This is a genomic window from Aeromicrobium sp. Sec7.5, assembly GCF_036867135.1.
Lineage (GTDB): Bacteria > Actinomycetota > Actinomycetes > Propionibacteriales > Nocardioidaceae > Aeromicrobium.
The window spans coordinates 92,936-106,846 of record NZ_JBAJIJ010000003.1; the positions used below are offsets into that span (position 1 = coordinate 92,936).

At 71.2% G+C, this 13,911-nt stretch carries 9 protein-coding genes; 1 reads left to right on the forward strand and 8 read right to left on the reverse strand.

Translation table 11 applies throughout. From position 1 onward, the window contains the following. The first annotated feature begins 192 nt into the window (after positions 1–192). The gene (locus V6S66_RS16710) at positions 193–1,146 is read left to right on the forward strand and encodes a hypothetical protein (RefSeq protein ID WP_334207929.1); all 954 of its coding nucleotides are present in this window, start codon (positions 193–195) and stop codon (positions 1,144–1,146) included. Between the two features lie 94 nt (positions 1,147–1,240). Here V6S66_RS16710 and V6S66_RS16715 read toward each other — a convergent pair whose 3' ends face one another. From V6S66_RS16715 to V6S66_RS16750, 8 genes are all read right to left on the reverse strand, one after another. Beyond that, the gene (locus V6S66_RS16715) at positions 1,241–2,836 is read right to left on the reverse strand and encodes a metallophosphoesterase family protein (RefSeq protein ID WP_334207930.1); all 1,596 of its coding nucleotides are present in this window, start codon (positions 2,834–2,836) and stop codon (positions 1,241–1,243) included. Positions 2,837–2,892: 56 nt separating this feature from the next. After that, positions 2,893–4,992, reverse strand: a complete 2,100-nt coding sequence (locus V6S66_RS16720) for a HelD family protein (RefSeq protein WP_334207931.1) — start codon at positions 4,990–4,992, stop codon at positions 2,893–2,895. 110 nt (positions 4,993–5,102) lie between these two features. Further along, the gene (locus tag V6S66_RS16725; RefSeq protein ID WP_334207932.1) at positions 5,103–5,849 is read right to left on the reverse strand and encodes an enoyl-CoA hydratase-related protein; all 747 of its coding nucleotides are present in this window, start codon (positions 5,847–5,849) and stop codon (positions 5,103–5,105) included. A 149-nt stretch (positions 5,850–5,998) separates the two neighbouring features. Next, the gene (locus V6S66_RS16730; protein WP_334207933.1) at positions 5,999–7,186 is read right to left on the reverse strand and encodes an acyl-CoA dehydrogenase family protein; all 1,188 of its coding nucleotides are present in this window, start codon (positions 7,184–7,186) and stop codon (positions 5,999–6,001) included. Then, positions 7,183–9,108 (reverse strand): acetyl/propionyl/methylcrotonyl-CoA carboxylase subunit alpha, encoded by a 1,926-nt coding sequence (locus V6S66_RS16735; protein WP_334207934.1) that lies wholly within the window; start codon positions 9,106–9,108, stop codon positions 7,183–7,185. The genes V6S66_RS16730 and V6S66_RS16735 overlap by 4 nt, the downstream gene beginning before the upstream one ends. 43 nt (positions 9,109–9,151) lie before the next feature. Then, a complete protein-coding gene (locus V6S66_RS16740; protein WP_334207977.1) occupies positions 9,152–10,687 on the reverse strand; it encodes an acyl-CoA carboxylase subunit beta in 1,536 nt (511 codons plus the stop codon). Between the two features lie 154 nt (positions 10,688–10,841). After that, positions 10,842–12,032 carry an acyl-CoA dehydrogenase family protein gene (locus tag V6S66_RS16745; protein WP_334207935.1) on the reverse strand — a complete coding sequence of 397 codons (1,191 nt, stop codon included), beginning with the start codon at positions 12,030–12,032 and terminating at the stop codon, positions 10,842–10,844. Positions 12,033–12,035: 3 nt separating this feature from the next. Continuing rightward, entirely contained in the window at positions 12,036–13,760 is a 1,725-nt protein-coding gene (locus tag V6S66_RS16750) for an acyclic terpene utilization AtuA family protein (RefSeq protein WP_334207936.1), read from the reverse strand. Positions 13,761–13,911 lie beyond the last annotated feature (151 nt).

Below are 13,911 nucleotides of genomic sequence, written 5' to 3' on the forward strand. Positions count from 1 at the left end.
CCCCCGGCTGCCCCTCGGGGATCGGGCGGTGAGTTACGCGCAGTTCGCTACGACGGGCGGTGAGCTGCGCGCAGTTCGTTGACCGTGAACTGCGCCTGACCCACCGCTCCCGCGGATTGTGGACAGCGGATCCGTCCACAGAGCCAGAAGTCAGGGACGCCCGGTGACATCGGCTCGTGGTGACGTGCTGGGATGCCGTCCCGACACGTGGTGCCCGCACCGCTCGCTCATCGACCCTTCACGCCCGAGGAGGCCGCGGCGCACGGGGTGACCCGACACGTGCTTCGAGGGGCGTCGTACCGGCGTCTGTTCCCTCGTGTCTGGGTGCACGTCGACCACGTCATGACGACCGGCGACTGGATCCTCGCGGCGCATCTCACGCTCCCGCGAGATGCGCGCCTGACCGGTATCACCCGGGTGCAGCAGCTCGGGCTCGACCACGGGTCTCAGTTTCCGCTGCACTTCGTCGTCGCCCGTGACCACCACATCGCGACCGACGGCATCATGCTGCACCGCACGGATCGCATGCCGTTCGCAGACGATCTCTCCGTCGTTCCCACCGCCGCCTTCATCGCCTACTGCTCCGAGGCCACCGTGCTGGACGCCATCATCGTCGGCGACTGGCTCCTGCGCGAGGACCACATCACTCTGCCCGGATTGCTCGAGCTCGCCCGGCACGACCACTGGCGTCACGGATCCGCCCAGGCGGTCTGGATCGCGCCCTACCTCGATGCACGGTCGGCGTCACCCGGCGAGTCGGAGCTCCGGGCTTCCGCCGTCTTCGCCGGCCTGCCCGCACCGGAGCTGAACGTCCCGCTCACGATCCGGGGCCGCACCGTCATCGTCGACCTGGCTTGGCTCCTTTGGAAGGTCATCGTCGAGTACGAAGGCGCGCACCACCAGGCCGACCGACGCCAGTATCTCCATGACATCGACCGCTACGGCCTCCTGCGCGTCATCGGTCTGGACTACCTCCAGGTCACCAAGGAACAGATGCGCAACATCATCGCCGTGATCACCAAGTTGCACGCCGCGCTCGTCGCTGGCGGCTACCCGGGCCCGGCACCCCAGTTCGGTCGTCACTTCCGCCGGCTCTACGGCCGCATTCCTGCCGCGCCAACACCCCGCGCCGTGCACGGGCGGTGAGTGGGGCGCAATTCGAGACCCACGAATGACGCCCGGGCCACCGCCCCGCCACACGAACGGCGCGTATCTCACCGCCCGCCCTACGCAGCGGGGGTTACTCGACGGTGTCGGGGCCGACGGGCGGGGCGTCGGTGGGCGAGTTGTCCGGGTCGACGGGGGCCTTCTCGGCGACCACGTCGGCGAGCGTGACGTAGTCCTGCGGCGTGATGGTGCCGCCGGGCGCGATGTCGACGATCTGGAGACCGACCGGACGACCGTCCTCGAACGTCACGAGCGTCATCTGGGCCTCGCGGCGCAGGCCCGTGCCGAGCGCGAACGCGTAGATCGCGCCGCCCGTGGTGCCCGTCGTGAGGGTGACGGTGGGGTTGCCGTCGTCGCTGATCACGACGTCAGGGCCAACCTGGCGGTGCAGGTGCCCCGAGAGGATCAGGTCGACGCACCCCGACTGCGCGAGATCGCGCGCCGACGCGGAGCTGTGCACCAGGGCGACCGCCACCTCGCCGTCGTCGCAGGCCGCCTCGGTCAACGCCTCGTCCTGCTGCTTGATCGCGGAGATGTTGTCGTCCTCGTCGCCCGTGTAGCCCTTCGTGAGGCCCGACGACCGGGGGTCGCTGTCGCCGATGAACCGGACGCCCTCGATCGTCGTCGGCTCGCCCTTGAGGAGCTGGAAGCCCATGTCCTCCATGTGATCGGCGATGTTGGAGCCCTGGTCGTGGTTGCCGGCGACCGCGACGATCGGCAGGTCGTCGAACTCGCGCGCGAGGGAGTTGATGCTGAACTCCTCCCACGAGGCCCCGTTGGAGGTGTCGTCGCCGAGGTCGAGCAGCATCGAGGCCTCGGCGTTGTCGGCGATCTGCCGGGCCGTGGGATCGATGGCGACGTTGTCGTGACGATCGGTCACGACGAGCGCCACGGTCTGGCCCTCGTCGGGGGTGCGGACCTCGACGTCCTTGGCGGTCTCGGCCAGCTTGTCGAAGAACGTGTTCGACTCCTGGTAGGTCCGGATGGCGCCCTCGATGAGCGACTCTCCGCTGCGCAGCGCCGCACCGTCGGAGACCTCGAGCCGCTCGATGCGGGGGTCGCTGGGCAGGTCGGGGAACACCTCCTCGAGGCTGACCCAGTCGACGTCGCGGTCGACCGAGCTGGGATCGGAGCGGTCGGCCACGACCAGACTGCCCACCACCACGACACCGACCGTGATGACGGCCAGCACCCGACGGGGCTGGGGCTGACGCGCCCCGGCGAAGATCTGCCCGCGACGCTCGCGTCCGATGCAGACCCACCCGGTCACGAGGACGGCCGCCAGGGCCACGGCCACGCCCGTGCCGCGCACGGCCGAGTCGATCCACATCTCGCGCATCGCTGCCTCGACGGCCGCGATCTCGCCCTCGGGCTGCGAGGCGATGACGGCATCGCGCGCAAGCAGCTCGTCGAGCGAGGCGACGTCGGCGTCGCCGAGCTGGATGCGGGCACCGATGCCGAACCGCGGGTCGTCGAGGGGCACCTTCACGAGCGGGAGCAGCGGGCCGAAGTCGGCGATGATCTCGCCGGAGTAGTCGGGCCGCAGGATGGCCTGGTGCGCCCCGATCGAGATGGATCGCTCGGAGGACTCGAACGTGCTGCGCGCGACCATCAGACCCACCGGGACCACCACAGCGAGCAGCACCAGGAGGGCGACCAGACGCGACATCACCGACCGCGGGACGGGACGTCGGAACTGGGGTCGTCGAAGTGTGGGCCTGAGTCTCACGCTGGCTCCTCCGTCCTCCACCGGGAGGTGCTCCCGACGGTCGTGAGCAATTGGGTGGCACGGGTCAGCACGACGTAGAACGTGCGCCACCCCGCCTCGGACTCGCCCACGAGGGCGTCGGGCTCGGCGACGACGACCGCGTCGAACTCCAGGCCCTTGGTGTCGAGGGCGTCGAGCAGGCGGAGCCGCTCGTGCGCGTCGAGCACGGGAGCCAGCTCGCGCTGCAGCGCGGCGCGCAGGGCCAGCGGCGCGACGACCGCGACCGAGCCCTCGACGCGACCGAGCAGCTTCTCGGCCTCCTCGCGCACCGCGGTGGTCAACCCGCCCGGCGGGACCTCGAGGTGGGCCGGCTGCTCGCCGGTGCGCCGCACGCCGTCGGCGAGGTCGGCGCCCGGGATGGCCCGGCGCGCGACGTCGGCGGCGAGGCCGTAGATCTCGGCGGAGTTGCGGTAATTGGTGGAGAGGCGGAAGCGGTGCTCGGGCTTGCCCTCGAGCGCTTCCAGGCGGGCCTGCTCGGCCTCGGCCGGAACCGGCCAGGACGACTGCGCGGCGTCGCCGACGATGGTCCAGCTGGCGTGGCGACCGCGGCGCCCGACCATGCGCCACTGCATCGGCGAGAGGTCCTGCGCCTCGTCGACGAGCACGTGCGCGTAGCCGTCGTCCTCGATCGAGCGGGTGGCTCGGCGGTCCTCGCGCTCGCTGCGCTCGAAGCTCATGAGCTGCTTGGGAACGTCGCCGTCGTCGTCGATCTGGGCCGGCACCTCGCCGAGCAGGTAGCGCAGCTCGTCGACGAGCGGGACGTCCTCGATGCTCGGCGTCTCGGCCTGCCACGAGGTCTTCAGCGCGTCGAGCTCCTCGCGGCGGAACGCACCGTGCGCGACGTCGGTGATGCGCTCGCGGAGGCTGCCCCACATCTCGACCGCGTCGCGCTCGGGCCACCAGGCCTCGACGAACGAGACGAAGCGGTGGTCGTCGACGAGCTCCTCGAGGAAGCCCTCGCGCCCCTTCTCGAGGGCCCGCTCGCCGTTGACCTGCTGCCAGAGCGCCTCGGCCAGCACCGCGGGCACCCGCGGCACGGCGCGGTTGTACGACGCCTGGTGCAGGAGGTGACGGCGCAGGCCGGCGAGGCGGCGCTCGTCGAGCCGCAGGACGTCGTCCTTGTAGAAGTAGCGGTACTCGGTGGGCTCGCCTGGGGCGGCCTCGGTGGCGAGGCGGCGCAGCACCCGCACCATGCGCTGGGAGCCCTTTGCCGCGGCGGCGACCGGCTCGTCGTGGCGGCCGGACTTGACGCCGTCGACGACCTCGCCGAGCGAGCGCAGGGTCACGCTGGTCTCGCCGAGGCTGGGCAGCACCCGCTCGATGTAGGCCATGAAGACCCCCGACGGGCCGACCACGAGCACGCCGCCGGACTCGAAGCGGCGCCGCTCGGTGTAGAGCAGGTAGGCCGCGCGGTGCAGGGCGACGACGGTCTTGCCGGTGCCCGGGCCGCCGCCGATGATCGTGGCGCCACGACTGGGCGCGCGGATGGCGTCGTCCTGCTCCTTCTGGATCGTGGCGACGACCGAGTGCATCGTGGCGTCGCGGGCGCGGGACATGCTGGCGAGCAGCGCCCCCTCGCCGACCACGACCATGTCGTCGGGGGCGGAGCCGGAGTCGAGGAGGTCGTCCTCGACACCGACGACCTGGCTGCCGGAGCAGCGCAGCACGCGGCGGCGGACGACGCCGGCGGGCTCGGCGGCGGTGGCCTGGTAGAACACCGAGGCGGCCGGGGCGCGCCAGTCGATCAGCAGGATCTCGCGCTCGGCGTCGCGCACGCCGATGCGGCCGATGTAGCGCCGGTCGCCCGACGCGAGGTCGAGGCGGCCGAAGACCAGGCCGTCGTGGGCGGCGTTGAGCGCCGTGAGCCGGCGCGTGGCCTGGAAGACCATGGCATCGCGCTCGACGAGACCGCCTTCGTGACCGACGTGCCCGCGGGCGTAGCCCTCCTTGACCAGGGCGCGTGCCACGTCGGCGGAGGCGTCGAGCCGCTCGTACACGGTGTCGACGTAGGACTGCTCGGACGCGATCTCGCGTTGGGCAGCAGCAGGTGAGGTCACCGGTCTCCTCAGACGTTCAGGGCGAGCAGTCCAGTGTAATCGCCGCGACCGACACCCGCGCCCACGACGGTCGAACGGTCTCGACCTGAGGTCGACCCGGCGCAGGACGCTCAGCGCTTGCGGCTGAGGAACGCGAGCATGGCCTCGCGCGCCTCGTCGCTGCCGAAGAGACGGGCCGACTGCTCGGCGACCTGGTCGCCCAGGGCGTCGATGCGGGCCACGAGGTCGTGGTTGAGCAGCACTTTCGTCTCACGGAAGCCCTGAGCGTGCCCCTGCGCGAGGTCGGCGAGCACCCCTGCGAGGGCGGACTCGAGGTCGCCGTCCGGCACGGCCCGCGTCACGAGTCCGGCGCCGACGGCCTCGGCGGCGGTGAACGTGCGTCCGGTGAGGAACACGTCGGCGGCGAACCGCGGCGCGAGACGCTCGAGCAGGCTGAGCGAGATCGTGGCCGCGGCGACCGCGATCCGCACCTCGGTCAGGGCGAACGTGACCGACTCCCCCGCGAGCACGATGTCGGCCGCACCCACGATGCCCAGGCCGCCGGCCCGCACGGGGCCACCGAGCACGACCACGACGGGCTTGACCGACGTGACGATCCGGCGTTGCAGGTCGACGATCGCCCGGGTGCCCTCCTCCATGCTCCCGCTCGAGGCCTCCGACAGGTCGGCGCCCGAGCAGAACACGCGGTGCGCCGAGCGGATCACGACGACCTTCGCGTCGGTGTCGCCCTCGGCGCTCGCGAGGTGCTCGCGCAGCTCGGTGACGAGCTGCCGGCTCAGCGCGTTGCGGTTGTGCTCGCTGTCGAGGGTGATGGTGGCGACGCCGTCGGCGACGTCCAGGTGCACGAGCTCAGACATGGGGATCCTTCGATCGGGCTGCCCACCGCTGATCGAGTTCGTCCCCGAGTAACGAGGGGCGAGTATCGAGATCGAGGTGACCGGGTCTCGATACGTCCGCTCGTTCCTCGCGGACACTCGACCAGCGAGGTGGGGGGCGGAGGGTTCGGTCAGTAGGACTTGGGCAGGCCGAGGGAGAACTGCGCCACGAAGTTGAGCGCCATCTCACGGCTGACCGGGGCGATGTTCGACAGCCGCGACGACGCCACGGCCTGCACGAGGCCGTACTCGTTCGCGAGGCCGTTGCCGCCGTGGGTCTGGATGGCCTGGTCGACGGCCTTCGCCGCCGCCTCGCCCGCCGCGACCTTGGCCATGTTGGCGGCCTCACCGGCGCCCATCAGGTCGCCTGCGGCGTACAGCGCCGAGGCCTTCTGCGTCAGCAGTCGAGACATCTCGACGTCGATGTGCAGACGCGCCAGCGGGTGCGCGATGGCCTGGTGCGCGCCGATCGGCTTGCCCCAGACCTCACGGTCCTTGGCGTACGCGACGGCCTTGCGGATCGCCCAGCGAGCCGTGCCGGTGGCCATCGAGGCGGCCATGATGCGCTCGGGGTTGAGTCCGGCGAAGAGCTGCTCGAGCCCGGCGTCCTCGGAGCCGATCAGCGCGTCGGCCGGGATGCGGACGTCGTCGAAGAACAGCGTGAACTGCTTCTCGGGGCTGATGACGCCCATGTCGATGACCTGCGCGGTGAAGCCCTCGGCATCGGTCGGCACCATGAACAGGGCCGGCTTGAGCTTGCCGGTCTTGGCATCGGAGCGACGCGCCACGACGAGCAGGTGGCTCGCCTCGTCGACACCCGAGATGTAGGTCTTGCGACCGTTCAGGACCCAGCTGCCGTCCTCGGCCTTCGCGGCGTTCGTGACGATGTTGTGCGAGTTCGACCCGGCGTCGGGCTCGGTGATGCTGAAGGCGTACGTCGCCGTGCCGTCGGCCAGGCCGGGCAGGTAGCGCTCCTTCTGCTCCTGCGTGCCGTACTGCGCGATGGTCGTGCCGACGATCGCCGGGCTGACCACCATGAGCAGCAGCGGGCAGCCGGTCGTGGCCAGCTCCTCGCACACCGCGGCGAGGTCGCCGATGTCGCCGCCGCCACCGCCGAACTCCTCGGGGATCGAGACGCCGAGGTAGCCGAGCTTGCCGGCCTCCTGCCACAGCTCGGTGGTCTTGCGTCCCTCCTTCGCGGCGGCGTAGAAGTACGACTCCCCGTACTTGGCGCCGAGCTGCGCGACGGCCTTGCGCAGCTCGCCCCGCTCGCGCGTCTCGCTGAAGGCGGCGGTGGGCGTCTCGGTGGTCACGGTCATTCCTGCTCCTCGGTCTCGATGACGGCCAGGACGGCGCCCGACTCGACCTGCTGGCCGGCGGACGCCGCCAGCTCGGTCACGACGCCGTCGGCCGGCGCCGCGATGGTGTGCTGCATCTTCATGGCCTCGAGGACCACGATCGTGTCACCCTTGGCGACCTTCTGCCCCGCCTCGACCGCGACGCTCATGACCGACGCCGGCATCGGCGCCAGCAGCGATCCCTCGGCCACCACGTCGGCCGGGTCCACGAACAGCGGCACCGGGACGAGGTCGAGCGAGCCGTGCGGGCCGTCGACGTCGACCCAGTCGGGCCCGATGGCGACGTCGTACGTCTCGGTCACCCCGTCCACCGCGAGCACGACGCGGCGGGGCTCGGCCGACACGACCTCGGCGACGTCGCTGGCGAGCCCCCGGATCGATCCGGTGTAGCTGACCGCCACCTCCTCGTCGCCGACCAGGAACCGGCGGACGCGCGGCTGGCTCGAGACGCTGCGGAACGCCGTGGGGATGCGCGACTGCACCCGTGCCGTCGTGGACGCGAGCCGCGCCTGGGCGAGCGCACCGGCGAGCACCAGACGCTCCTTCTGGTCGCCCGTGAGCGTCGGCGCCGTCCAGGCCTCGATCCGCTCGGGCAGCAGCGCGGTGTGCACGCGGCCGGCGACGAACTCGTCGTCGGCCAGCACGCCCCGCAGCAGGTCGCGGTTCGTCACGAGTCCGTGCAGGCGGGTGCGACGCAGGGCGTCGTCGAGCTTGCGGATCGCGGTGCGCCGGTCGTCGCCGAACGCCACGACCTTGGCGATCATCGGGTCGTAGAAGTGCGACACGACCGAGCCCGACTCCACCGCGGAGTCCGAGCGCACCCCTTCGGGCACCTCGAACGTGCGCAGCAGGCCGGTCTGCGGCGACCAGTCGTCGGCGGCGTCCTCGGCGTACAGGCGGACCTCGACCGAGTGACCGACCGGGCCGCTCGGGGCCTCCCCGAGCTCGCCACCCTCGGCCACCGTGATCTGCGCCGCGACCAGGTCGACCCCGAAGACCTGCTCGGTCACGGGGTGCTCGACCTGCAGACGCGTGTTCATCTCCAGGAAGAACGGTCTGGCCTCGTCTCCGGTCCCTGCCACCAAGAACTCGACCGTGCCGGCGCCGACGTAGCTGACGGCTTCCGTCGCGTTCCGGGCCGCCGTGTGCAGCGCCTCGCGCGTGGTGTCGGACAGGTTCGGCGCGGGCGCCTCCTCCACGACCTTCTGGTGGCGCCGCTGGATCGAGCAGTCGCGGTCGCCGAGGATCCAGATCGTGCCGTGGGTGTCGGCCATGACCTGCACCTCGACGTGGCGCGCGGTCGGCAGGTACGGCTCGACGAACACGGTGCCGTCTCCGAAGGCCGACTCGGCCTCCGAGCGCGCCACCGCGAGCTCGCGCTCCAGGTCCTCCGGCCGCTCGACGACGCGCATGCCGCGACCGCCGCCACCGGCGGAGGCCTTGACCAGCAGGGGGAAGTCGCGGGCCGTGGCCGTGGCCGGGTCGACCTCGAGGATCGGCACGTCGGCCGCCGCCATGAGCTCCTTGGCGCGGATCTTGCTGCCCATCGCCTCGATCGACTCCGGTGTGGGGCCGATCCAGGTCAGGCCCGCCTCGCCCACGGAACGCGCGAACTCGGCGTTCTCGGAGAGGAAGCCGTAACCGGGGTGGATCGCGTCGGCGCCGGCCGATTTCGCGGCGGCGAGCACGAGGTCGCCGCGCAGGTAGGTCTCGGCAGCCGAGTTGCCGGGCAGGTGCACCGCGACGTCGGCCTCGCGCACGAAGGGCGCCTCGGCGTCGGCGTCGGAGTAGACCGCGACCGTGCGGATGCCGAGGTCGCGGCACGTGCGGAACACGCGGCGGGCGATCTCGCCGCGGTTCGCGACCAGGACGCTGCGAATCATGAAGGAGCTCCTTGGGAGGTGTGGACGGGGGCGGTCGCGTGCGTCAAAGCCGGAACACCCCGTAGCCGTCGGTGCCCTTGATCTCGTTGTTCGCGATGACCGACAGGCAGATGCCGAGGATCGCGCGGGTGTCGCGCGGATCGATCACGCCGTCGTCGTAGACCAGGCCCGAGGTGAAGTACGAGATCGACTCCTTCTCGATCTGCGCCTCGATCATGGAACGCATCTGCGCGTCGGCCTCCTCGTCGTACGGCTGGCCCTTCGCCTCGGCCGCGCCGCGCGCGACGATCGAGATGACGCCCGCGAGCTGCTGCGGGCCCATGACCGACGACTTCGCGTTGACCCAGCTGAACATGAAGCGCGGGTCGTACGCCCGGCCGCTCATGCCGTAGTGGCCCGCGCCGTAGGAGGCTCCCATCACGACCGACAGGTGCGGCACCGTGCTGTTGGAGACGGCGTTGATCATCTGCGCGCCGTGCTTGATGATGCCGCCCTGCTCGTACTCCGCCCCGACCATGTAGCCCGTCGTGTTGTGCAGGAAGAGCAGGGGTGTGTCGATCTGGTTCGCGAGCTGGATGAACTGGGTGCCCTTCTGGGCCTCCTCGCTGAACAGCACGCCCTGCGCGTTGGCGAGGATGCCGATCGGGCGCCCGTGCAGCTGCGCGAAGCCCGTCACGAGGCTCGAGCCGTAGAGCGGCTTGAACTCGTCGAACTCGCTCCCGTCGACGAGGCGCGCGATGACCTCGCGCGGGTCGAACGGGATCTTGAGGTCGGTCGGGATGATGCCGAGGAGCTCCTCGGGGTCGAGGGCCGGCTCGGCGTAGTCGGCGACGGCCTCGGGGCCGCGCTTGCGCCAGTTGAGGCGTCGGATGATCTGGCGGCCCAGACGGATCGCGTCGTGCTCGTCCTGCGCCAGGTAGTCGGAGAGTCCCGAGATCCTCGAGTGCATCTCGGCGCCACCGAGCGACTCGTCGTCGGACTCCTCGCCCGTGGCCATCTTGACCAGCGGCGGACCGCCGAGGAACACCTTCGCGCGCTCCTTGACCATGACGATGTAGTCACTCATGCCCGGCACGTACGCACCGCCGGCGGTGGAGTTGCCGAAGACCAGCGACACGACGGGGCGGCGGTCGGCCGAGGACCGGGTGATGTCGCGGAACCCGCGGCCACCCGGGATGAAGATGTCCTTCTGGTTCGGCAGGTCCGCGCCGCCGGACTCGACCAGGTTGATCGAGGGCAGCCGGTTCTCGGCGGCGATCTGCGCGGCCCGCTGGGTCTTGCGGATCGTGAACGCGTTGGTGGCGCCGCCCTTCACCGTGGGGTCGTTCGCGACGATCATGCACTCGACGCCCTCGACGACGCCGATGCCCGTGACGACCGAGGCGCCGACGGTCTGCCCCTGCCCCCAGCCGGCGAGGCTCGAGAGCTCCAGGAACGCACTGTCGGGATCGATCAGCAGCTCGATGCGCTCGCGCGCCGTGAGCTTGCCGCGCTCCTTGTGGCGCTGGACGTACCGCTCACCACCCCCGGCCAGCGCCTGCGCGTGCTGCGCGGCGAGGTCGGCGACGCGCTCGAGCATCGAGTCACGGTTGGTCACGAAGCCCGGGTGGTCCGGGTCGACGGCTGTCTTCAACGGGTGCTCCTTCTGAAGCGGTTCTGTGGGCTGAGGTGAGTGACCGGCTGCCGCACCGGTGGTCGAGTGCCGGCGAGGAACGAGCCGGTGTATCGAGACCTCAGTAGCCGAGCAGCTTGGCGGCGAGGTCGCGCATGACCTCGTTGGCACCGCCGCCGATGCCGAGGATGCGCGCGTCGCGGTAGTGACGCTCGACCTCGGTCTCGCGCATGTAGCCCATGCCGCCGAAGACCTGCACGGCCTCGTGCACGACGTGCTCGGCGCACAGCACGGCCTGGTCCTTGGCCACGACGGCCTCGAGGATCATCGACGGGTCGGCCTTCGAGGCGACCGTGGAGCGCTCGACGGCCTGACGGGTCAGCGCCTTCGCCGCGGCGGTGCGGGCGTGCATGTCGACGAGCTTGTGGCGGATGACCTGGCGCTTGATGAGCGGCTGGCCGAACGTGTGGCGCTCCTTGGCGTAGGCGACCGCGAGGTCGAGTGCGCGCTCGGCGGTGGCGTAGCCCTGGATCGCGAGCCACAGGCGCTCGCTCACGAACTGCTGGGCGATCTGGTAGAAACCGCTGTTCTCCTCGCCCACCAGGTTGCCCACCGGCACGCGGGCGTCCTGGAAGGACAGCTCGGCGGTGTCGGAGCAGTGCCAGCCGAGCTTGCGCAGGCGGCGGCTGACGGTGAACCCCGGGGTGTCCTTGTCGATCACGAGCAGGCTGACGCCCTTGTGGCCCTCGCCGCCCGTGCGCACCGCGGTGGTCACGAAGTCGGCGCGCACGCCGGAGGTGATGAAGATCTTGGCGCCGTTGACGACGAAGTGGTCGCCGTCGCGCACGGCCTTCGTGGTGATGCCGGCGACGTCGGATCCGCCGCCGGGCTCGGTGATACCGAGCGCGCCGATCATCCGGCCGTCGAGCGTCGGACGCACGTAGCGGTCGATCAGGTCGGTGTTGCCGGAGTCGATGATGTGCGGCAGCGCGATGCCATGCGTGAACAGGCTCGCCTGCAGGCCGCCGGAGCCGCCGCCCGCGAGGGTGGCTTCGGTGACGATCGCGGCGTCGACCGCGTCGCCACCCTCACCGCCGACCGACTCGGGGTAGCCCACGGCCAGGAACCCGGCCTTCGCGGCGTCGACGTGGAGCTGGCGCGGCAGCTCGCCGTCGTCCTCCCACTGCGCCATGTTCGGGGCGATCTCCGCGCGCGTGAAGTCCTCGACGACCTTGCGCAGCGCCTTCCGCTCGGGGGTCTCCCACGCGCTCACGCCGGTGAGGTTCGGGGCTTCGGTGAGCGTGTCAGTCATGAATCAGACCTCCGGGATCAGGGTGGTGGGGACGGTGACGACGCGGGCGCGCAGCCACTCGCCGACGGCCTTGGCCTGCGGGTCGAGCCGGGTCGACGAGGCGACCCCCTCGCCGAGCAGGCCGTGGACGATGACGTTGACCGCGGCGATCCGCGGCAGCGGGTGGACCTCGACCTCGAGCGGTGCCGCCTCGGGCAGCAGCTCACGGACGCGGTCGGGGGTGAGCTCGGCCGCGAGCCAGGCGTACGCGGCGTCACGGTCGGGGTGGTCGGCCGGGATCCAGACGCCGATGTTGGCGTTGCCGCCCTTGTCGCCCGACCGGGCGAAGGCGACCTCGCCGAGCGGGACGGCGCGGACCTCGCCGTCGACGGGGGGTGACGCCGGCGACGGCTCCTCGCGGCGAGCCAGCGGGTCGAACGGCGCCGTGTCCGTCGGCGGCGCGATGTCGACGCGCGTGCCGTCGGCCAGCACCACGACGTGCGGCACGGTGTCCTGCGGCACGTACGCCGCCCGGTACTCGCCGAACGGGGCACCCTTCGACGGGGGCGCCATCAGGTAGAAGCCCGGGTACGAGGCGAGCGCGACCTGGACGGCGGCGTCGCTGAACGCGCGACCGACCGGCTCGGAGCGGCTGCTGCGCACGTGGCAGTGCAGCACCGACGTGGCCTGCGCCTGGGTGGCCGGGTCGAAGACGTCGGTGCGGTCGAGGTGCCACTCGACCTCGTCGGGGGCGTCGGCCGCGAGGGCGGCGTCGATCTGGGCCCGGATCCAGGCGGCCTTGGCCGGGATGTCGAGCCCCGTGAGCTGGAAGGCCACGGTGTTGCGGAAGCCGCCGAGCGCGTTCAGGCAGACCTTGGTGGTGGGCGGCGGGGGTGACCCCTGGACGCCGCTGATGCGGACCCGGTCGTCGCCCTCCTGCGTCAGCTCGATCGTGTCGAGGTGGGTCACGACGTCGGGGTTGGCATAGGTCGGGCCCTGGATCTCGTAGACGAGCTGCGCCGTGACGGTGTCGACCGTGACGGACCCGCCGGCTCCCTCGTGCTTGGTGATGACCGACGAGCCGTCGGCGTCGATCTCGGCGATCGGGAAGCCGAGGGGCGCGCTCAGGTCGAGGGCGCGGAAGCCGCTGTAGTTGCCGCCGGTGGCCTGCGTGCCGCACTCGATGACGTGGCCCGCGACGACCGCACCGGCGAGGGCGTCGAGGTCGTCGGGCTTCCAGCCGTGCGCGTGGATCGCGGGGCCGACGACGACGGAGGCGTCGGTGACGCGGCCTGTCACGACGATGTCGGCGCCGGCGTCGAGCGCCGCGGCGATGCCGAACGCGCCGAGGTAGGCATTCGCGGTGATGACCTCACCGAAGCCGAGCTCCTCGGTGCGCTGGCGGAGATCGTCGCCCTCGACGTGCGCGACGTTGACCTCGATCCCCTGCTCCTGCGCGGCCGCCCGGAGGGCGTCGGCCAGGCCCGCGGGGTTCACGCCGCCGGCGTTGGCGACGATCTTGACGCCCTTCTCCTGCGCGAGCGCGAGGCAGTCGGTGACCTGGCGCAGGAACGTGCGGGCGTAGCCACGGTCGGGATCCTTGAGCTGGTCGCGCCCGAGGATCAGCATCGTCAGCTCGGCGAGGTAGTCGCCCGTCAGGTAGTCGAGCTCGCCGCCCTCGAGCATCTCGCGCATCGCGGAGATGCGGTCGCCGTAGTAGCCGGAGCAGTTGCCCACGCGAATCGTCACGCTGGCATCGTGCCCCGTTCAGAACAAACAGTCAACCCTGATTGTTTGTTTCTCCACCGCTTGGCACGCCAGCTGGTGACATCCCACGGCACCTGTGCCGTGGGATGTCACGAGTTACGGAGTGAACTCCGTAACTCGACCGTCAGGTGAC

Coding starts and splice junctions, on each gene's coding strand:
- V6S66_RS16710 (WP_334207929.1), top strand. CDS start 193: ATGCCGTCCCGACACGTGGTGCCCGCACCGCTCGCTCATCGACCCTTC.
- V6S66_RS16715 (WP_334207930.1), bottom strand. CDS start 2,836: ATGTCGCGTCTGGTCGCCCTCCTGGTGCTGCTCGCTGTGGTGGTCCCG.
- V6S66_RS16725 (WP_334207932.1), bottom strand. CDS start 5,849: ATGTCTGAGCTCGTGCACCTGGACGTCGCCGACGGCGTCGCCACCATC.
- V6S66_RS16730 (WP_334207933.1), bottom strand. CDS start 7,186: ATGACCGTGACCACCGAGACGCCCACCGCCGCCTTCAGCGAGACGCGC.
- V6S66_RS16735 (WP_334207934.1), bottom strand. CDS start 9,108: ATGATTCGCAGCGTCCTGGTCGCGAACCGCGGCGAGATCGCCCGCCGC.
- V6S66_RS16740 (WP_334207977.1), bottom strand. CDS start 10,687: ATGCTCGAGCGCGTCGCCGACCTCGCCGCGCAGCACGCGCAGGCGCTG.
- V6S66_RS16745 (WP_334207935.1), bottom strand. CDS start 12,032: ATGACTGACACGCTCACCGAAGCCCCGAACCTCACCGGCGTGAGCGCG.